The following is a 19,218-nucleotide window of genomic DNA, read 5'->3' as shown; positions in this document are numbered from 1 at the left end:
AAAATGCCCACCAAAACGTTGGAACAATTCGCACACATCACCACAGCAATGCCCGACATCGCCGAAGAGGCTGTCACTGCCGGCGGCCGCGTAGTCGAAGCTAAAGTAAGAGGCAACCTGAGTGCCGCAATCGGTTCTGGCACGAAGGGCAAGTCTCGCTCTACCGGCCAACTCCTTGGTGCGCTCGGTTTGTCTCCGGCGAGGGTGGATAGGCGGGGTGATCACAATGTGAAAGTCGGCTTCACCGAGAACCGCAGGGATGATAGGCCGAACGCCCTGATCGCCAATGTCCTCGAATACGGCAAGGCCGGGCAAACGCCACGCCCATTCCTGCGCCCAGCCAGAGCCTCATCTCGCCGTGCCTGCTTAGAAGCGATGAAACAAGTCCTGCACAACCGGATGAAAGGCGGGTGAGGTAAATGGAGTGCCTTGAGTTGCTGATGCGGTTGTTTAACGGGCTTGGCATGCCAGTGTTCACCGGTTCTTTCCCACCCCAACAGGTAGGCAACTACATCGTCTTAACACCCTTGGCCGATGTGTATGACCTGCACGCAGACAACGCGCCTGGTGTGGAGATCCAGTACGTGCGGGTCAACATTTTCACTACCGGCAGTTACAAACTGCACGCCACCAACATCCCACCAATGCTCCGCAACGCCGGCCTGACGATTACCGAGCGCCGCTACATCGGGCATGACCCAGAGGCCGGTTACCACCATTACGTCATCGAAGTCGCCCTCGCAGTAGACCCCCACTAAGTCTGGGGGTCTTTTCATATCCACCCGCATTTGTCTTTGAAGGAGGACATCGCCATGGCCACGATTGGTCTTGACAAGCTTTACTACGCAACCATCACCGAAAACGAGAGTGGTGAGGAAACCTACGCCACTCCCAAGCCCCTAGCCAAAGCAATCTCCGCAGAGTTGTCTGTCGAACTAGCAGAGGCCATCCTCTACGCCGACGACGGTGCATCAGAGGTGGTCAAGGAGTTCAAATCCGGCACCCTCACCCTGGGCATTGATGATCTCAAGCCCGAGGTCGCAGCGGAATTGACCGGCTGCACCCTCGATGACAATAAGGTCCTGGTCGCCACAAGTGAGGATGGGGCCAAGCCGGTCGCTATCTCTTTCCGCGCCCGCCGCTCCAACGGTAAGTACACGTACTTTTGGCTCTATCGGGTCAAGTTCGCACCGCCCGCCACATCCCTGAACACCAAGGGCGACAGCATTAGTTTTGCGACCCCTTCGATTGAGGGGACGATCATGCGGCGTAACAAGGCGGAGAAGAACGGCCTGCACCCGTGGAAGGCCGAAGTCACCGAAGGAGCCGATGGAGTCAAGGCCCAGACGATTACGGATTGGTACAAGAAGGTTTACGAACCCACCATCACCCCCAAGGGCGCCTGAGGCAGGAAGGAGAAGACTGAATCATGAGTAGCGAAACCTTGACCATGGAAAACCCCGCACTCGATGGCCGCACCGCTTCTGTGACCATCGCAGGCCGTGAGTACACCCTCGTCCTCTCGACGGGGGCGACACGTAAGATCGCGGCCCGCTACGGCGGACTAGACCAGCTCGGTGAAAAACTCCTCACGGGTGAGGATATGGACCAAGCCTTGGGTGAGATCATCTGGATCGTCACCCTGCTGGCTAACCAGGGCATCCAAATCCACAACTTTGCCCATCCTGAGGACAAGCAGGAGTTGCTCACCGAAGACCTGGTTGAGTTGCTGACGTGTCCGGCTGATTTGGCTGGCTACCGTGAGGCCATCACGGCCGCTTTGGTGAACGGCACCAGGCGTGAGGTTGTCTCCCAGGAACCGGTGGGAAAAGACCAGCAGGCCGAGTAGCAGACAGTGATGAGGCCACGTTCATCCGCCTGCTCCACTGGGGCGTAACTGTCCTGGGTTTGGGGCAGGCGGAAACCTGGCACATGCCCCTCGGCCTACTACTTGACCTGATCGAATGCCACCGCCAACACACCGGCACCGCGACCCCTGTGCGGGAAACGTTTATTGACGACGTTATCCCATACGGGATTTAGATGATTTTCAACATTTTTGGGAGCGAGCTTTCTTTTTGATTCGCTCGATTCGTTTATCCCAATCGCCATCCCATTTACTAGTTGCAGCTTCCTCCAGCAGTTCAAGGGCGTCTTCATAGCGTTTTTCTTTTTCAAGAATAATTGCCAGCCTTTTGAACCCTTTGTGACTGGGATAAATAATTGGTTGGTTTTTCTTTCCAGGTGCGGCAAGACGCTTTTCTTGCCTAATGTGGGCTTTCATTGCCTCTGACTGCATTTCTACTTGCATCCGAGCGGCAGCTATGCAACGTTCAAGAAGTAGTGGATTTTCACGAAAACGATAATAAATTTCTGCCAAGGCCCCAAGGGCTAGATGCTTTGAAAAAATCGCGTCGTCTCCGGTCGCTGGTGATAGGTCATCCTTAACTTGCCAAGCTTTATCAGCAATCTTCAGGATCAATCTAGACTGCTCGGGGTCGTTCGGCTTAAACCATCCAGCTAAAACTGACAACCAAAATGCAGTAGTTTGCGATGACTTTACTTCATTCATTAAGAGTGTGGATTTTGAATTAGATGTACCCATTGGTTTGTAGGTATTGATGATGAGCTTTCGTTCTGACTCATTAAGTTCATGTAACCACCAATCCTCAAGACCGTAGTATCCGATTTCACCCCTTATGGGGATATTTTTCATTGATTTATCGACCGTATCAGGATTTTCCAAGCTGAGTAGTCGAGACCAAAAACCCATCAGGAACTCTCCTTGTTCAAACTGAAATGGCTCTTGTCATTATGCGGGAACGTCAGCTGACTAGCCATTTTGAAATTCCATCTCCATTATCCACGCTTTACCACATAAGGAACCCCTCATGGCTGAAGATTTTGGACTGAAGATCGCGCTCCAGGGTGAGCGGGAGTTCAAGAAGGCGATCACTGAGATCAACGCGTCCTTCCGCGTACTCGGCTCTGAGATGAAGCTGGTGGATGCCCAGTTCAAACGCTCTGATGATGCCCAAGCCAAGTACGCCGCTAAAGGCAAAGTTCTGGCTGAGCAAATCAGCGCTCAGAAGGACAAGATCAACACCCTCGAAGCAGCCTTGAAAAACGCTGCGACGAACTTCGGGGAGACTGACCGGCGCACCCTGGCCTGGCAGACCCAGTTGAATAATGCGAAGGCGGCGTTGGCTGACCTTGAAGGCGAGTTGGAGGACAACAACAAAGCCCTCAGCTCCTTCGGGGATAACGCTGATAATGCTGGGGACGACGCTAGGGACGCAGCCAAAGACACTGACAAGCTTGAGCACTCTGTTGATGGCCTAGGGAGCGAACTCGACGGCACCGGCAAGAAAGCCCTCTCCTTCGGCGACGTACTCAAAGCCAACCTCGCCAGTGAGGCCATCGTCGCCGGGGTCAAAGCCATCGGCAGTGCTATCAAAGCCGTGGGGCGTGGGTTCGTGGACGCGATGAAAGATGGCGTCCAGTACAACGCGACCATGGAGTCCTACACGGCCTCGTTCACCACGATGCTTGGGGATGAGGCCAAGGCCCACAAACTCGTCGCCGACCTCAAAGCCAAAGCTGCCTCCACGCCATACGGTATGCAGGATTTGGCTGATGCGACCCGCACCCTCATGTCCTTTGGTATCAGCGCCAATGATGCGCAGAAGTACATGGGGATGCTTGGGGATGTGGCCCAAGGCGACAAAGAAAAATTTAGTTCTTTGTCTTTGGCGTTTGCTCAGGTCTCATCCGCAGGGAAACTGACGGGCCAGGATTTGATGCAGATGATCAACGCCGGCTTCAACCCCCTCGAAGAAATCTCCCGCAAGACCGGCAAAAGCATCGGTGAGCTCAAGGATGAGATGAGTAAGGGCGCTATCAGCGCTGAGATGGTCGCCCAGGCCTTCGAGAGTGCTACGGCTGAGGGTGGCCGGTTTTATGGGGCTATGGAGAATCAGTCCAAAACCTTCAACGGACAACTCTCCACACTCCAAGATGGCGTCGCCAATTTGAAGGGCCAGTTGGCTGGTGGGCTGACCGAAATGCTCTCAGGCTCGGTGATGCCGATGGTCAACGGCTGGGTAAGCGCACTGTCTGAGGCGTTTGAGAAGGATGGTGTGGATGGGCTGATTACCGCCCTTGGGCAGGTCATCCAAGAAGCCCTCGCCTTCATCAGCGAGCAGTTGCCTGCGTTTTTGGATGCTGCGTTGCGGATTGTCACCAGCCTGGCTGATGGTTTGATTCAGGCTTTGCCTGCGATTACCGAGGCCGCAACCGGACTACTCATCGCCCTCGTCCAAGGAATCTTGGAGTTGTTGCCGGAGCTGACGACGGCGGCTGCCACCATGGTCGCCACGTTGGCATCCGGTATCGGCCAGGCGCTGCCGGAGTTGATTCCGGCGGCTATTGCCGCAATCGTCGGAATCGTCCAAGCACTCATCGACAACCTGCCGTTGCTGCTTGATGCTGCTCTGCAGTTGGTGACCGGTTTAGCCCAAGGCATCATCGAAGCCATCCCCGTGCTCATCGAAGCACTACCAGCACTCATTGAGTCACTGCTGGAGTTTTTGGTGGGTGCGATCCCGCAGATCATCGAAGCAGGAATCACCCTACTCACCAGTCTGGTCGAAGCCCTACCAACGATTATCGAAACGATCGTGGCAGTATTGCCGGAGATTATTGACGCCATCATCAACGCGGTCCTCGGGGCGTTGCCGCTGCTCATTGATGCTGGCATCGAACTGTTCGTCGCACTGGTGGAGGCTCTTCCGACGATCATCGCCACTATTGTTTCCGCCATCCCCAGAATCATCAGCTCGGTGTTGAACGCGATTAGCGCTCATATTCCACAGCTGATGATGATGGGCGTCACCCTACTGACTGCGCTTATTCGTAATCTGCCTACCATCATCAGCACAATCGTCTCTGCGATCCCACAGATTGTTTCGGGGATTGTCTCGGCGTTTGGGCAGGGCGTAAGTCAGATGGTGAGTGTGGGTGGGAATTTGGTGCGGGGCTTGTGGAACGGCATCCAAGGCCTCGCCGGATGGCTATGGAACCAGGTGTCCTCATGGGCCTCAAGTATTTGGGACGGGATTACGTCATTCTTCGGGATTCATTCCCCGTCTAGGAAGATGGCGTGGGCCGGTGAAATGCTCGCACGAGGCCTCGCCGCCGGTATCGACGACAACGCAGGGCGCGCCACCAAAGCCGCCAACGAGATGGCTGCTGATATCGACGCCGCGTTCGCCGACCTCACCGAGGGTCTGGACGTCCCAGTGGATGTCAAGACCCAGGCCCAGTTCGCTGCTTTAGATCAGATGGCTGAAGGCGTGAGTACTTCGAGCCTGTCATCCTCAACGCCTGCCGGCCTGTCGGCTGATGGAGTGCGGTCTGTAGTGGAGGAGGTCGTGCCCGCACTACTACGGGGCATGGATATTCGGGTGGTACTGGATGACGGCACTCTGGTTGGTCGCCTCGCGCCCCGCATCGACCAAGGCCTAGCCGGTCTAGCTCGCCGAAACCCATCACTCACTATTTAGAAAGGAGAGGGGCATGTTCACGTTGGATGGAACCATCCATGCCAGACGCGACCTAGGCCTCCACCTGGCGGCTCCGGTGAAGATGAGTCCGGCGGTGCGGGTGGTGGAGCAGATTGTGGTGCCAGGGCGCGAAGGCACGTTGACCCGCGAGCAAGGGTGGAATGATCGGGTTATCACCCTCGACCTGATCATCCGCTCTGGTGATGTGATGGGGGCGTGGCGCAAAGCCATCACCGCGTTGTCGAACGCGAAGCGGATTGCTTTCCGCCACGACCCCACCGTCTTCTACCAGATCAAAAATGCCACCCTGAGTGAGTTAACCCGACTTTCGCCTTTGATGGGTCAGTTCCAAGCCACCCTCACCTGTGACCCATTTGCTTACTTGGCGGGGGTCGCTCCGGTGACATTGACCAAGACTGGGACGATCATCAATCCAGGGAATGTTTACTCCAGGCCCGTTGTGACGGTTTATGGGTCTGGTTCGGTGTTTTTCGTGATGGGAACGACGCGCGTTGATTTGACCATCCACGCTGACTCCCTGACTGTCGACAGTTCTCTCATGGAGTGTCGGAAGGGACTGGTGGCGCAAAACCAGTACATGCGAGGTGGTTTCCCGTACCTGTCTCCTGGATTGAACAAGGTTGTTATCGATGCCGGTATTGAGCGGCTCGTCATCGAGCCTGGCTGGAGGAACCAATGATCACCACACACCCCGCAAACGCGATCCCCAAGACAGATGTCACGACAGACAACGGCCTAGCAGTATTGGACGCCCAGATCATCAACCCGATTGTGACTGAAGAACTCGGTGGCGCTTTCTGCCTGGAGTTCGACTACCCACTCACAGCCAAAGGATCCTCATCCTTGCAGGTGGGGAACTTGGTGCGCTGCCCAGCACCAGTACTTGGGGGCCAGTTTTTCCGCATCCACCACCTCCAGACCAGCGAGCATCACCAGGTGCATGTGACGGCGCAGCATGTGTTCTATGACTTGGCTGCAAACCTTTTGATGGATACCAACCTCATAAACGAAGACGCCAACGGTGCTTTGAACCGCGTCCTTGCTGGGGCGCAGTTCAAGCACCCCTTTACCGCAACCAGCAACCTGAGTACTCGTGCCTCAGCCCGCCTCGTTAGGGTGTCTGTGGCATCAGTCCTGATGGACCCCGACCTTGATAACGGGATCGTGAACCGCTGGGGTGGGGAGCTGATCCGCAACAACACCCACCTCTCTTTAGTTGCCAGGCGCGGGGCGGATAACGGGGTGCAAATCCGGGCAGGTAAGAACCTGCTGTCCATGACCGCGTCAGTGGACTACTCAACCGTGGTCACCCGCATCGTGCCGGTGGGGTTTGATGGCCTGATGCTTCCGGAGAAATGGGTCGACTCGAGAAAACTTGGCCAATACCCTCACCCCCGTATTGCGGTGGTGAAGTTTGATCACATCAAATCCACCGCCACCCCAAACGGAGCCACCGCTGAGGACGCACTACCACCAAAACAGGCCGAAACAGCACTACGACGGGCAGCCAAGGAACAGTTCACCCTCCACCGCGTTGATGAGCCAACCCGAACCTGGACAGTGAACCTAGTTGACCTCGCTTCTACACGAGAATATCAGCATTTGCGTGCTTTGGAGAGTGTGGCAATCGGTGACGTGGTCACGGTCAAGGACCTGGATGCTGGTGTGGATGTGTCGGCGCGGGTGGTGGCCTACCAATACAACCCCCTCACCAACGGATATGCGCAGGTGACGCTGGGTTCCTTCACCCCGCGAATCACAAGCCAATCCGCCCGCGCGGTCAACCTTGCTTCTGGCGCGATGGGTGCGGCCCTTGATGCCTCTGCCCAGGCCGGGGCTATTGGCACCGTGGCGGGTAATGCTATGGCGCGGGCGGACCAGGCCTTTGATGCGGCTAGTGCTGCTGGTGGGAAAGCCGATAGTGCGTTGGTGGCGGCGAATGGTAAAAACCGTAACCACTACGGCACCGATATCCCTAAGGATCCGCGCCCGGGTGACGTGTGGTTTAAGACGAATGGTGAGAAGCAGGAGATTTGGATCTACAAACAGGTAAACAATCGTTACGACTGGTATCCCATCTCGACGGATTTGACGTGGGAGGGAGCTAAGTGGCGTCTTGATGAGGCTGAAGTAGTGGTTTCCCAGGTAAAGGGGGTGGCTGATGAGGCAGCTAAGTCTGGTAGTGAAGCTAAAGCTCGTGTGCGGCAAGTAGCAAGAGAAACAAAACTCGCTACTGTTAAAGCTCAAGAAGCAGTTGATAAAGCAGCCGAGAACGCCCAGCACTTAGAGGACTACCAGGTAGTAGTCGGCAGCCTCATCCAAGGGGCCAGATCTTCTATCACCCAACTTTCTGATGCTGTGAACCTAAGGGTGGAAAAAGAGAAGGTCATCAACCAAATCAACATCTCGCGTGAGGGCATCCTCATCGACGGGGCCAAGGTTCACATCACCGGTCAAACCACCATTGACCAGGCAGTAATCACGGGGGCGATGATCAAAGACGCTTCGATCGACAGCGCGAAAATCGCCTTCCTGGATGCGGGCAAAATCCGCACAGGCTACCTCGACGCTGCTCGGATTAGAACCGGCAGTATCACATCGGAGAAGCTCACCATCCGTAATGGGTTCATCACCAACGCCATGATCAAGGATGCCGCGATCACGAGCGCGAAGATCGCTTCCTTGGATGCTGGCAAGATCACCACCGGCACGCTGTCTGCGGGCCGGATTGGGGCCAGGAGTATTACGGCTGACAAGCTCGCAACGAATGCCATCCAAGTTGGCCTAGCCGGATGGTCATCTTCAATCCGTATTAGCCCTACGGAGATCCGCTGGTATGACGGCAATACCCTGACGGGCAAAGTCTCCAGTTTGGGTTTGCAGTTTTACTACGGGTCGAAGTACATTGGGCAGATGGGCGAGGCCGGGTTCAAAAACCAGCCCGAGCATGTTAAGGGCCTGAACACCATGCTCTCTAAGGATGCCTCCTATGCGGCTTGGACGTATGGGGCTGGCTCTAATGACCACTTCGTGCTCCTCACCCTTGACCCGAAAGGCTCAGTGATGGGCTCTAGGGGTTTGCATTTGGGTGTGGATTTGCACCTGGGTGGCAACAAGGTGATGACAACAACCAAGCGTGGCATCAAGTTGGTTGACTCCTCGATTAACCGCACTCTCTTGCCGGCTTGGTGTAGCGAGAACACTCGCTCCCAAGTTGCCTTCTCCAGCGGAGCCTTGTTTTTGGTCAGCGACAACTACATCTACTCGGTCACCCAAATAACCAAACGCCTCACCGAAGTCATCAGCCGCGTCAACAGTTTGATCGGCTACTTCAACAAAGGTTGGGTCCAAGAGATTCACCGTATCGGGGGATCCAATGTTTCTTGGACCTCCTACCCAAACACCGGCCTATCCACTATATCCACCAACCTCAGCTAACCAACCTAAAGGAGCATCCATGCCAACACTGAAAATCCCCAACCACACCCTCCCTGCCGTTACCGGCCTGCTTGATGGGCTAGAGCTTGCTGGAGCGGCATCACGGGCTAGAACTAAACTCCACACTGCCTTGCTTACCCACCTTGAAGCTTTGGGTGCTAGTGAGGTGGAGCTAGCCCGCCAATACGCCACCCTCGACGAAACTGGCGAGATTGTCCTGGATGAGGCCGGCGGCTTCACCCTCAAAGACCCCAGTCAGTCCAGCGAGTTCGCAGGCGAACATGGGGCGCTGATGAACGAGACGGTTGCTGTCCCGTCCTTGTATGAGGAGCAATACCGGGTCTTGGCCAAAGCACTGGCAGATTACCCGGGAACCTTCAAAGGACCTGATGCCACCGCCTATGACCTGCTCTGCGACGCGCTCGAGCAAGCCACTGTCAAGGAGGGTGCTTGATGGATATTGATCCCACCCCGCCAGAGCCTGTGGTCGCTCAGCCACTAACGCCACAGCAGGCAGAGCCTCCACCGCCTCTGGTGGAGCCCGAAACCCACACCCTGACAATCCCACCAAGCCCCGACGGCAAATAAGCCTCGGGGCTTTCGCTTACCCATTTCTTGGAAGGAACTGATTTCTCATGCCACTAGACCACTATCTACGCACCATCGCCACTGCCATCGGGGCGGGGGCTGGTTGGGTGTTTGGCACTCCCGATGCTCTGCTCTACACCCTGCTCGCGTTCATCACTGCCGACTACATCTCCGGCGTGATGGCAGCCATCGCCACCCGCCGCCTTTCTAGCGCGGTTGGGTTTAAGGGGCTGTTTGGCAAGATGCTCATCCTCGCCTTCGTTGCCCTAGCCCAGTTGATGGATACCCATGTGCTTGGTGGGGTGGGGGTGCTTCGCGGTGCGGTGATCTTCTTCTACATCGCCAACGAAGGCATCTCCCTGATTGAAAACGCCACAGTCCTCGGCCTGCCAGTACCACCCAAGTTCCAGCAGGCTCTGGCCACTCTCACCGACCACGATCCTGAAAGCAATAGCGCTCATGGACGCCATGCCCGGGCAGATCAGGACCTGTCGGTGGTGCCGCGCCCGCGCATTCCTAAGCCTGAGGTGCCTATCAGTGAGGTGCGCAAACCCCTGACCCACACCACCAAATCCACACCAGATGACGAGGCAGGTGGTGGAGGTGACTAAACCCCACTCTCACCTCACGCCCATCCTCACTGCTTTGGCAACCACCGGTTCGTTCGCTGCTGTGGTGGGGGTGGGCTGGTGGGTATGGGACCAGGTCATCACCCCGCTACTGACCGTGCTCGTCTGGTTGCACGTGATCGTCCAACCCTAAAAACCAATCCACTACCTAAGGAGATTCTCATGTCTTACACGATTGACCATTCCCACGACGCCACCGCATTCACGACAGGCCGCCAAGGCCACCGCATCAAATACATTGTGGTGCATCACTGGGATGACCCCGCCAAACACCCCACCTTTGAGGGCACTATCCGCTGGTTCGAACGCGGCGGCAACAACACCAGTGCCCACTACGTGGCTGAGGCCGGACGCGTCGCACAACTGGTTGCGGACGGGGACACTGCCTATCATGCGGGTAACTGGGTGAAGAACCTTGAGTCCATCGGTATCGAATGCAACCCCCGCTGCTCCGACGCCGACAAAGCCACCGTGGCTGAGCTGATTCGAGACCTGCAAGCCAAGCATGGGCCACTGACCATCCTGGGCCACAAGGACTGCACGTCCACGGACTGCCCAGGACGCTACTACCCACCCACACGTGTACTCGCACCCTGGCTCAGTGGAGGTAGCGGCAACGCCAAACCCGCCACCACCGCAACTGCTCCTTCTGGTGACCTCAACGCCCTAGCAGACGCGGTACTACGCGGCGACTACGGCAATGGCGAGGAACGCAAGCGCCGCCTGGGCTCCAAGTATTCGGCGGTGCAGGCGATTGTGAACCAGCGCCTAGGCTACGGCACAGCGCCCGCCTCCACTGGGCCTAACCTGAATGCTTTAGCCGATGCGGTCATCCGAGGCGACTACGGCAACGGAGACGAACGCAAACGACGCCTCGGAGCCAACTACAAGGCTGTTCAAGCCCTAGTGAATCGGAAGCTCGGCTACTAAAACAGCCGGGCTTCAACCCTATTCATGCGCCCTCATCTAACCCCTCTGGGGTTGGGTGGGGGCGCTTTTTTGTGTTGTATTTATAAATAAAATAGTAATTTAGAAAGAAATGTGTAACTGTAGACACATGCGGGTGATTTGTGCTACACTAAGCACGTGGGAAGTTATCTTTCTACACACTATTTTCAGCCAATGATGGAGGGAAACATGAAAAAGTTACGAATGCCAATTGTGGCAGGTACTACCGCCTTGCTGCTTGCGATTGGTGGAACCGGGCTTGCGTACGCTGACAACTCGTATGTCGGTGGACAGCTGAACAAGTCGGGTTCCCTTGTGAAATACGATTACACTCGTACGCACACCTATGATGGTCCTATCAGTCTCAGCATTAACGACATGCCGTCAGGGCATCTTCGGCTTGGGTTGCGTAATATGAAGGTATCTGGTGGACCGCAATTCACCGATACCTTGCAGTGGAATGCGGTTGGTGCGAAATCCTGGGATAGGGTTAAGAAGAATACTCGTTTCGCTTTCCAGGGAAGAATGAAGGCCTGCAGCTGGTGGTGTGACATCAACTGGGGCGGAGATCTCACTTACTGATTGGGTTCAGTGCAGTGAAAGTTGCAAAGCTAAGTAAGCTTGCTTTCTGCTTGCTGGTGTCGGCACTCGTAATCAGTGGTTGCGGTGCCGACACCACAAGTGGGGAACTTGCAGAAAACTCCAGTCGAGATGTTAGCAAGAGTGCTGTGCTAACTGTAGAGAAAAAAGATCTTGTTGCAACGTATTCCACCCATTCGTCTGTAGAGTCGGTTTCAAATTTTATTGTTGAAACGAGTAAACAAGGATCTTTTGTTCCCAAGGTGCCGGTGGGTTCTATAGTCAAAAAAGGTGATGTATTAGCTTTGAATAGTGATGTTCAGTTAGTCTCACCCGTAGATGCAAAAGTTGTCAAGATTTCAGATGCTTCTACAGATTTACCAAGTCGATTCCCGGTAGTTGAACTTAGATATGAGGGGTTCTCGTTGGCGTTTCAAGATGAATCTGCATCTGGCCTAGGAGAAGCCTCTGGTGTCCAGGGGTCGTTTCAAATTCAAAATGGACTAGGGCCATCAGAATGCGGAGCTTTGGTGTTAGCTCAAAATTCTGAGGGGAACGGATCGGAGAGTGGTGCTATATCCGAAAATGGCAACTCCATAAGTAACCCTGGTGGCTTTTTGTGTTTAATTGATAAGTCTGTACCCGTTCGTACTGGCCAGCAAGCTACATTAGTTCTTCATGGTGTTAAACGTAATAACGTTCTAGCTGTGCCTATAAGCGCCGTTGCAGGCCGCGCCTTTAAAGGGAAAGTTACTTTAATTAGTACGGGGAAAGCTGAAGCTGTGGAAGTAGGTTTGGGGGTTAATGACGGAGCTTTTATTGAGATTACCTCAGGGTTGAAAGAAGGAGAAAAAATAAGCGCAATTGCCCCAAATCTAGATCCGCGAGAGTAGAAATATGTCGTTAGTGTCGTTAACAAACGTATCGGCAGAAGTTGAGCTAGGCAACGGTCAAATACTACGAACCGTTGACAGTGTGTCGCTCGAGCTTGAGGTTGGTAAAAGCTATGCTTTAGTAGGTAAGTCTGGTTCGGGTAAAACATCTTTGGCGTCTATCGTTGGTCTCCTTAACGCTGCCTATACTGGAAGGTTTATTTATCAAGGCACTGATGTTGCGACACTAAAAGACCGTAATTTATCAGAACTGAGGGCTGAAAGCATAGGGTTTGTTTTTCAGAATTATTCTTTGATTAGGCATTTAAACGTTTTTGAGAATGTTGAGCTGGCATTGATGTATCTTCCCGATCGCCCTACACCTAGGATTCGAAAACGATTGATAAATCATGCTTTAATGCAAGTTGGCCTTAATGCCCGTGCGCATGAATTTCCAGGCAAGTTATCTGGAGGTGAGCAACAACGGGTGGCAATTGCGAGAGCGTTAGTTACTAGTCCAAAACTGTTAATTTGTGATGAGCCTACAGGTGCGCTAGATACATCTACAAGTACGCAAGTAATGGCTATATTACATAAATTAGTTTCACAAATGCAGACCACGCTTCTGCTGGTAACGCATGATTCCGAACTAGCTACGACATGTGACCATACCTTTGTTATGTCTCAGGGAAGGATAATGCATGCTGCGGATGTTATGGAAAGATCTTAAAGTAGCTCCGATGCGTACAACATTGACAGGGTTGTCGATGTTCATTGGTATTGTCGCGATAATTTGTTCAGTGCTGGTTGGTACGATTGGACGTTCCTATTTATTGGGAACCACTGAGCAACTCTATGGTAGGGACCCTACATACCGGGTTTCGATTACTGCTAGAGGTTTAGCGAATCCACAATTGTTAGCACGATTCCTAAATAGTATTGACGTTCCTGAAGCTAATTTGGCTTTAGTTTTAAACCCGAAACAAGCGTTGACTTTTGGTGTTGGGACGAAAGCAGCTCCAAATCAACAAGAAATTAGGGAAATCATGTCTTCGCCTCGTAACGTGGACCCTATTTATATTTCAAGTAAATATAATTACATTTACAGGCTGCCATTGTTAAAAGGACGATGGTTAGAAAATGAGAATGTCTTTCCCCGCTTGGAGGCTGTTGTTAATCAGTCTGCAAATGAGGTTTTCCCGTATCGACAATTTGCGTTTGTTGCGAATAAAAACTCGCTGAATCCTACGCCAATTCCCGTAGTAGGCGTTGTAAACGATGGTGTCCCAGATGCTCGAATATATCTTAATATAGCTGGCATAAGTTCTTTAATACCCCATTTGTTAGAAACGGATAGCGGGAGTGTTCTTTGGCATGATACTTCAAATAGCACTTCTAAAGAAGAAAAAGTCTCATTCTTGAATGACAAACTATCGGACTCTATAGGTGGCAAGGCAGATGAGATTTCTAGGGTGGATTCGGGGCAATCATATGCCAGTGTTTTGTATGTTATTCAGATGTCATTTTTCAGCACAGCATTGCTTTTGCTAATAGTCTCAATGATTGGTCTTATTAATATTGGCTTATCAACTTTAGAACAGCGATCACATGAATTGCTAATTCGACGTGCATTAGGGGCAAGTCGAAGTTCAGTCGCGTGGCTGGTATTAGGATCATCGATTTTGCTTGCCGTGGTCGTGTCGCTAATTGCAGTGATATTCTCAATATTACTCATCCAATTGATCCCTTTTGTGCTGCCAGTTGGCTCACCTATCGACCCTCCCTTGTATCCCTATGCGGCAGCGGTCTATGCGGTTTTGGCAGCGACAATAACGGCAATTCTCGGAAGCATACTTCCTGCGATAAAGGCGGCGCGACTAGAACCAGCATTGGCATTAAGATAAAACTATCTAATCACTTCGAAAGGTTGCAAAATGAAATACATAAAGATATTTCTTGCCCTAGCTACTTCCACTGCCGTCATTCTGGGAACGAGTGGATGCAGTTCTGAATTATCCGATCAGTCGACTTCATCAGAACGTAAGATTCTTAGTTATGATCAGATCCAAAAAGAGTATCAAGACTCGGTTAAAAATCTCGAATGGCCTCAAGGTTATATCGCGCCCAATAAAATGGAAGGTGAAGAAAAGGGAGGAGCTTATCAAAGTGGATACGGCGACAGTCGTGCATCTTTGTACTTTGAATGCGCGTGGGAAAAAGAATGGTTGAAAACCTATACAACAGATAAGGGGAGAGCCAACAACGCATTAAAACAGCTTGAAAAAGTTCCCCAGATGGGATACATGAGTCCACAGCGTGCAGATGATGCGACTCGTAGAGTTTTCGCAGATTATCTCAATAGAGCAAAAATGGGTGACCCCTCTGGATTTCAAGAAAACGTAGAGGTCAATTGCCCCTGAGAGCAAAACTAGAGGGTATCAAGCATAGACGTATGTATCTTCGCTAAGTTTATTTGAGATTCACTTTGCTTTCTAAAATCGGCCCTCATACTATCTTTTAGTCCCCCATCTCGTCACTTTTATGTGGCTGGGTGGGGGCGCTTTTTGTGTGCCTTGTGGGTGGGTGGTTAACACCTGCTGTGTGCCGTCGCCAAGTGGTGAACATTCATTGAATTTTGGCACTGGAGGGCAGCACTGATGAGGGAAGGTGTGAAACGCAAACTCACGTCGGCTGATAAGGCTCATATCGACGTTTTGGCTGGTGCGGGTGGTTCGTATGTGCGCGTTGCACAATGCCTGGGCTTGGACGCGGAGCTGGTACGTGGCTATTGCCGGCGGGCTTATCCCGACCTTGAGGTGGATAAGAACCTGGTGTTGTTAGGGGCCTATTGCCGTTATTGCGCGGCTCCTCTTGAAGGGATGCGTGCGGGGGCGTTGTTTTGCTGCCCATCTCACCGCCAGGCGTGGTGGCGCACCCACCAAGCACAGACTCGTGGCGGTGCGTGGCGTAAGTTCACCTGCCTGGGGTGCGGCAGTCGCTGCCGGGTTTATGGCAGGAGGGCGCGTAAGTACTGTTCGCACGCCTGCTATATCCGTCACCGTTTCGTTGAGGTGGCCTCATGAGCGCCGCCATGCCAGAGGCTTTGGCAGAGGCGCACTACCAAACAGTGTGGCATCACCTCGTTGCGCTTCACGCCCTGGGGGCACTGACGCCTGCGGATCTGCTGGCCGTGAAGGAGCGTGTAGACGAGGCGATCCCGGGGGCTTTTATTGCCTCTTTTCATGCCGGCACTGCACTGGACTTATTTGGGGTTTCAAGTGAGTTATTAAGCCACATGGATACACCAGAACAACACGTGAAAGGAGCGTAATGATGGCCCGTATTGAACGCATCCGCCCACCCCTTCAAACTCCGCGCCGGGTGCGGGTGGCGGCTTATGCGCGTATCAGCGCACTGAACGAGCGTTCCCCGCATTCGCTGGCCGCCCAGGTCTCGTATTACATGCACCTGATTGAATCCACCCCGACCTGGCACTACGTTGGGGTCTTTGTCGATAACGGTAAAAGTGGTACTAACCAAAACCGTGACGGCTTCCAGGACCTGATGGCCGCTTGTAGAGCTGGTGAGGTTGATCTGGTTTTGACCAAGTCGATCTCGCGTCTGGGGCGTAATACGGTGGACGTGCTGGCGACCTGCCGTGAACTGAGCGCTTTGGGGGTGGAAGTTCGGTTCGAACGCGAAAACATTTCCACGGCCACTACCGACGGGGAACTACTCCTAACCCTCCTGGCGTCTTTCGCCCAGGGTGAGTCTGAGGCTAATAGTGAGGCGGTCAAGTGGTCGATCCGTCGTAACTATGAGCAGGGTAAGCCTAATAGCCACTACTTGTACGGGTATGACTGGGATGGCACCCAGTTCCATATCAATCCGCGCGAGGCACCCATCGTGCGGCGGGTCTTTACCTCCTACCTTGAAGGTATCTCCCCAGACAAACTAGCCGACCAGCTCTACCGTGAGGGCATACGGGGCAAACGAGGGAAAAAGATTGATGCGATGGTCATCCGCCGGATGCTCGAAAACGAACGCTACATGGGCGATACGCTCATGCAAAAACACTACCTCGACGGCATCCGTGGCCCCCAGCGCACTAACAAAGGCGAACTCCCCAAGTATTACGCTAAAGACACGCACCCGCCCATCATCGACCGGGATACTTTCAAGGCAGTGCAGGCTGAGATTCAGCGTCGGCGCACCCTGGGTAAAGGCGCAGTCCCATCCCTCAACACCGGTTGCTTTACCGGGAGGGTGATTTGTGGCGAGTGCGGCAAAGCGTTTCACCGTAAAACCAAGTACACCCAGGGCGGCTCGTACAAAGTGTGGAAATGCTGGTCCGCCTGCCTGGGGAAAGGTAACCCTTGTAAGGCTCCCACCATCCGTGAGGCCCACCTGCATGCCGCTACCATTCACGCCCTCCAGATTGAAACCTTTAGTGAGGGGGTGGTGTGGGAACAGATCCAACACATCACGGTTGATACCCAGACTGCAACGCTGCACTTCCACCTACAAAGCGGCACGACCGTACAGGTGAGCCTCGCCCAAGCCAAACAACTAGCCGAAAACCACAAAGAAGAAAACACGACACCTGATGGAGGGGTGTTTAAGTGAGTCCGACTGTTACCAAGATTCCTGCCACGCGCGCCCTGCACACTGGCAAACCCTTGAGTGCTACCGCTTTGAAGCGGGTGGCGGGGTATGCGCGTGTGTCAACCGATAATGAAGACCAGGTCTCGAGTTATCAGGCGCAGGTGGATTACTACACCACCTATATCACCGACCATCCGGGCTGGGAACTGGTCAAGGTCTACACCGATGAAGGCATCACCGGCACCTCCACAGCGAAACGTGCAGGCTTTCAAACCATGGTTGCTGACGCCCTGGCGGGCAAGATTGACCTGATTGTCACCAAGAGCGTCTCACGCTTCGCCCGTAACACCGTCGACTCCCTGACCACCGTGCGCAAGCTCAAAGACAAAGGCGTTGAGGTCTACTTTCAGCGTGAGAATATTTGGACTCTGGATTCCAAGGGTGAACTGCTCATCACCATCATGTCCTCCCTAGCTCAGGAAGAAGCCCGCTCCATTAGCGAGAACGTGACTTGGGGGCATAGGAAACGCTTTGCCGATGGGAAGGTGACGATGCCGTTTGGGTCCTTCTTGGGATATGACCGTGGTGAGGATGGTCAGCCGGTTATCAACGAGGAACAAGCCAAAACGGTGCGTGAAATCTACTCACTGTTCCTGGAAGGAAAATCCCTACGTGAGATCGCCCGGATACTTACCGAGCGGGGCAGGCTGACTGCCCGAGGTAAAACCCAGTGGTCACGCACCGCTGTGCGCTCCATCTTGACTAACGAACGCTACAAGGGTGACGCGCTACTACAAAAGACCTATACCAAGGATTTCTTAACCAAGGAACTGGTGAAGAATAACGGTGAAGTTCCCCAGTACTATGTGACTGGTTCACATGAGGCGATTATCGACCCGCTCGTATGGGACTTCGTCCAAACCCAACTGGCACAAAGCAAGGGGCGGCGTTCACGCAAACACGTCTTATCCCACAGTATTGTCTGTGGTCAGTGTGGGGCGTTCTTCACCCCTAAGACCTGGCATGCGGGGACGAAGAACGAAAAACGCATCTGGCGCTGCTCAGCGAAATATGAGCAGCACACCCACTGCACAACCAGGCATTACACCACAGACCAGATCGAGAAAGCCTTCGAAACCGCCCTAGCCACCATGCTCCACGCCAACGGCAAAGACCCCCTGACACTGGTGGAGCAGGTAAGCGCTGACCTGTTCGATACCAGCGGGCTGGAAGCCGAAGTCGAAATCGCCTGGGCCGTTCTCAACGCGGCAAGCCAGGCACTAGCCGACCTGGTAGAAAAAGGAGCGAACGCCACCCTCACGGCAGGGGAGTACGACCAGAAGTATGCGGCCGCCACCTGCGCCTATGACCAGGCGCAAGCCAAACACTCCCAACTCCAAGAACAAGTCAACGAGATCCGGGAACGTAAAACCCGGTACGACTTCTACCGCCGAAGCCTCACTGACCTTACACAAGAGCAGGTGACCTTCACACCTCTCCTGTTCCACACACTCATCGACCACGCCACCGCCCAACCAGATGGGCAAATCTGCTTCACCTTCCGGGACGGACAAACGGTGACACCACAGATCGACTAGCCCGACTCAACGGCAACATCATCAGCAGGCTTGGCAGACCACCATTGGTCGGCTAAGCCTATTTTCATGCCCCTGCCTCTTGACAGCACTTGACGGCGCCAACCAAAACCGCCCGCATCCAGTTGCAGGCTAAAACATCCAATCTGGCCCAAAAACGTCCAGTTTGACTGAAAAACGTCCAGTTTTACCCCGTGCCGAACCTTATCCGTTTTGGTGTATCCGTTTGGATAGAGAAGTATCCATTATCCAGTCCAAACGGATACACGCCGTTTTTGGGCTGGCGTTGGCCGGGTGGCCTGTTTTCCCTTGATATTGCGGGAAAGCGGGTGCCCGGCTTTTTCGTGCCCGGGGGCTGGTGAGGGCTGAGGTGGCGGTT

22 protein-coding genes are annotated in these 19,218 nt (G+C 53.8%); 21 read left to right on the top strand and 1 reads right to left on the bottom strand.

Translation table 11 applies throughout. The features are described 5' to 3' along the window. Window positions 1-48 precede the first annotated feature (48 nt). The 5 genes from BK816_RS07100 to BK816_RS09750 are packed head-to-tail and all read left to right on the top strand — an operon-like array spanning window position 49 to window position 2,043. Window positions 49-414 (top strand): HK97 gp10 family phage protein, encoded by a 366-nt coding sequence (locus tag BK816_RS07100; protein ID WP_236842315.1) that lies wholly within the window; start codon window positions 49-51, stop codon window positions 412-414. 26 nt (window positions 415-440) lie between these two features. Further along, a complete protein-coding gene (locus tag BK816_RS07095) occupies window positions 441-758 on the top strand; it encodes a hypothetical protein (protein WP_156982006.1) in 318 nt (105 codons plus the stop codon). Between the two features lie 54 nt (window positions 759-812). Further along, entirely contained in the window at window positions 813-1,406 is a 594-nt protein-coding gene (locus tag BK816_RS07090) for a major tail protein (RefSeq protein WP_071164546.1), read from the top strand. Between the two features lie 23 nt (window positions 1,407-1,429). Beyond that, complete coding sequence (locus tag BK816_RS07085) at window positions 1,430-1,849, top strand: hypothetical protein (RefSeq protein ID WP_170299674.1); 420 nt, start codon at window positions 1,430-1,432, stop codon at window positions 1,847-1,849. Between the two features lie 59 nt (window positions 1,850-1,908). Continuing rightward, window positions 1,909-2,043 carry a hypothetical protein gene (locus BK816_RS09750; protein WP_257786287.1) on the top strand — a complete coding sequence of 45 codons (135 nt, stop codon included), beginning with the start codon at window positions 1,909-1,911 and terminating at the stop codon, window positions 2,041-2,043. Window positions 2,044-2,050: 7 nt separating this feature from the next. Here BK816_RS09750 and BK816_RS07080 read toward each other — a convergent pair whose 3' ends face one another. Next, on the bottom strand, window positions 2,051-2,773 hold the full coding sequence (locus BK816_RS07080; protein WP_071164545.1) for a hypothetical protein: 723 nt from the start codon (window positions 2,771-2,773) through the stop codon (window positions 2,051-2,053). Between the two features lie 118 nt (window positions 2,774-2,891). On the opposite strand from BK816_RS07080, the gene BK816_RS07075 reads away from it, so the two are divergent. The 16 genes from BK816_RS07075 to BK816_RS07010 all read left to right on the top strand — a co-directional run bounded on the left by BK816_RS07075 (window position 2,892) and on the right by BK816_RS07010 (window position 18,842). Continuing rightward, entirely contained in the window at window positions 2,892-5,564 is a 2,673-nt protein-coding gene (locus BK816_RS07075) for a phage tail protein (protein ID WP_071164544.1), read from the top strand. Between the two features lie 13 nt (window positions 5,565-5,577). Beyond that, window positions 5,578-6,264: a hypothetical protein gene (locus BK816_RS07070; protein WP_071164543.1), complete on the top strand. Its 687-nt coding sequence runs from the start codon at window positions 5,578-5,580 to the stop codon at window positions 6,262-6,264. Further along, the gene (locus BK816_RS07065; RefSeq protein WP_071164542.1) at window positions 6,261-9,023 is read left to right on the top strand and encodes a phage tail spike protein; all 2,763 of its coding nucleotides are present in this window, start codon (window positions 6,261-6,263) and stop codon (window positions 9,021-9,023) included. The genes BK816_RS07070 and BK816_RS07065 overlap by 4 nt, the downstream gene beginning before the upstream one ends. 19 nt (window positions 9,024-9,042) lie before the next feature. Beyond that, window positions 9,043-9,477, top strand: coding sequence for a DUF1617 family protein (locus tag BK816_RS07060; protein ID WP_071164541.1), 435 nt, complete (start codon window positions 9,043-9,045; stop codon window positions 9,475-9,477). Next, on the top strand, window positions 9,477-9,611 hold the full coding sequence (locus BK816_RS09745) for a hypothetical protein (protein ID WP_257786286.1): 135 nt from the start codon (window positions 9,477-9,479) through the stop codon (window positions 9,609-9,611). Before BK816_RS07060 ends, BK816_RS09745 begins: the two co-directional genes overlap by 1 nt. A gap of 47 nt (window positions 9,612-9,658) precedes the next feature. Then, the gene (locus tag BK816_RS07055) at window positions 9,659-10,222 is read left to right on the top strand and encodes a phage holin family protein (protein ID WP_071164540.1); all 564 of its coding nucleotides are present in this window, start codon (window positions 9,659-9,661) and stop codon (window positions 10,220-10,222) included. Further along, a complete protein-coding gene (locus BK816_RS09320; RefSeq protein WP_156982005.1) occupies window positions 10,215-10,373 on the top strand; it encodes a hypothetical protein in 159 nt (52 codons plus the stop codon). Before BK816_RS07055 ends, BK816_RS09320 begins: the two co-directional genes overlap by 8 nt. A gap of 29 nt (window positions 10,374-10,402) precedes the next feature. Beyond that, window positions 10,403-11,170, top strand: coding sequence for an N-acetylmuramoyl-L-alanine amidase (locus BK816_RS07050; RefSeq protein WP_071164539.1), 768 nt, complete (start codon window positions 10,403-10,405; stop codon window positions 11,168-11,170). A gap of 207 nt (window positions 11,171-11,377) precedes the next feature. Further along, entirely contained in the window at window positions 11,378-11,770 is a 393-nt protein-coding gene (locus BK816_RS07045; RefSeq protein WP_071164538.1) for a hypothetical protein, read from the top strand. Between the two features lie 14 nt (window positions 11,771-11,784). Beyond that, entirely contained in the window at window positions 11,785-12,660 is an 876-nt protein-coding gene (locus BK816_RS07040) for an efflux RND transporter periplasmic adaptor subunit (RefSeq protein ID WP_071164537.1), read from the top strand. A gap of 13 nt (window positions 12,661-12,673) precedes the next feature. Beyond that, the gene (locus tag BK816_RS07035; RefSeq protein ID WP_241270831.1) at window positions 12,674-13,369 is read left to right on the top strand and encodes an ABC transporter ATP-binding protein; all 696 of its coding nucleotides are present in this window, start codon (window positions 12,674-12,676) and stop codon (window positions 13,367-13,369) included. Continuing rightward, the gene (locus tag BK816_RS07030; RefSeq protein ID WP_083379138.1) at window positions 13,341-14,543 is read left to right on the top strand and encodes an ABC transporter permease; all 1,203 of its coding nucleotides are present in this window, start codon (window positions 13,341-13,343) and stop codon (window positions 14,541-14,543) included. The genes BK816_RS07035 and BK816_RS07030 overlap by 29 nt, the downstream gene beginning before the upstream one ends. A 30-nt stretch (window positions 14,544-14,573) precedes the next feature. Then, a complete protein-coding gene (locus tag BK816_RS07025; protein WP_071164535.1) occupies window positions 14,574-15,059 on the top strand; it encodes a hypothetical protein in 486 nt (161 codons plus the stop codon). 659 nt (window positions 15,060-15,718) lie between these two features. Then, window positions 15,719-15,970 carry a hypothetical protein gene (locus BK816_RS07020; protein WP_071164534.1) on the top strand — a complete coding sequence of 84 codons (252 nt, stop codon included), beginning with the start codon at window positions 15,719-15,721 and terminating at the stop codon, window positions 15,968-15,970. After that, window positions 15,970-17,265 (top strand): recombinase family protein, encoded by a 1,296-nt coding sequence (locus tag BK816_RS07015; protein WP_089024665.1) that lies wholly within the window; start codon window positions 15,970-15,972, stop codon window positions 17,263-17,265. Before BK816_RS07020 ends, BK816_RS07015 begins: the two co-directional genes overlap by 1 nt. Then, complete coding sequence (locus tag BK816_RS07010) at window positions 17,262-18,842, top strand: recombinase family protein (protein ID WP_071164532.1); 1,581 nt, start codon at window positions 17,262-17,264, stop codon at window positions 18,840-18,842. The genes BK816_RS07015 and BK816_RS07010 overlap by 4 nt, the downstream gene beginning before the upstream one ends. The last annotated feature ends 376 nt before the right edge of the window (window positions 18,843-19,218 follow it).

The sequence above is a fragment of the Boudabousia tangfeifanii genome (assembly GCF_001856685.1).
In the GTDB taxonomy this organism is placed as follows: Bacteria; Actinomycetota; Actinomycetes; order Actinomycetales; family Actinomycetaceae; genus Boudabousia; species Boudabousia tangfeifanii.
The sequence above is the reverse complement of the archived record's forward strand: the minus strand, read 5'-3'. Positions and strand labels throughout refer to the sequence as shown.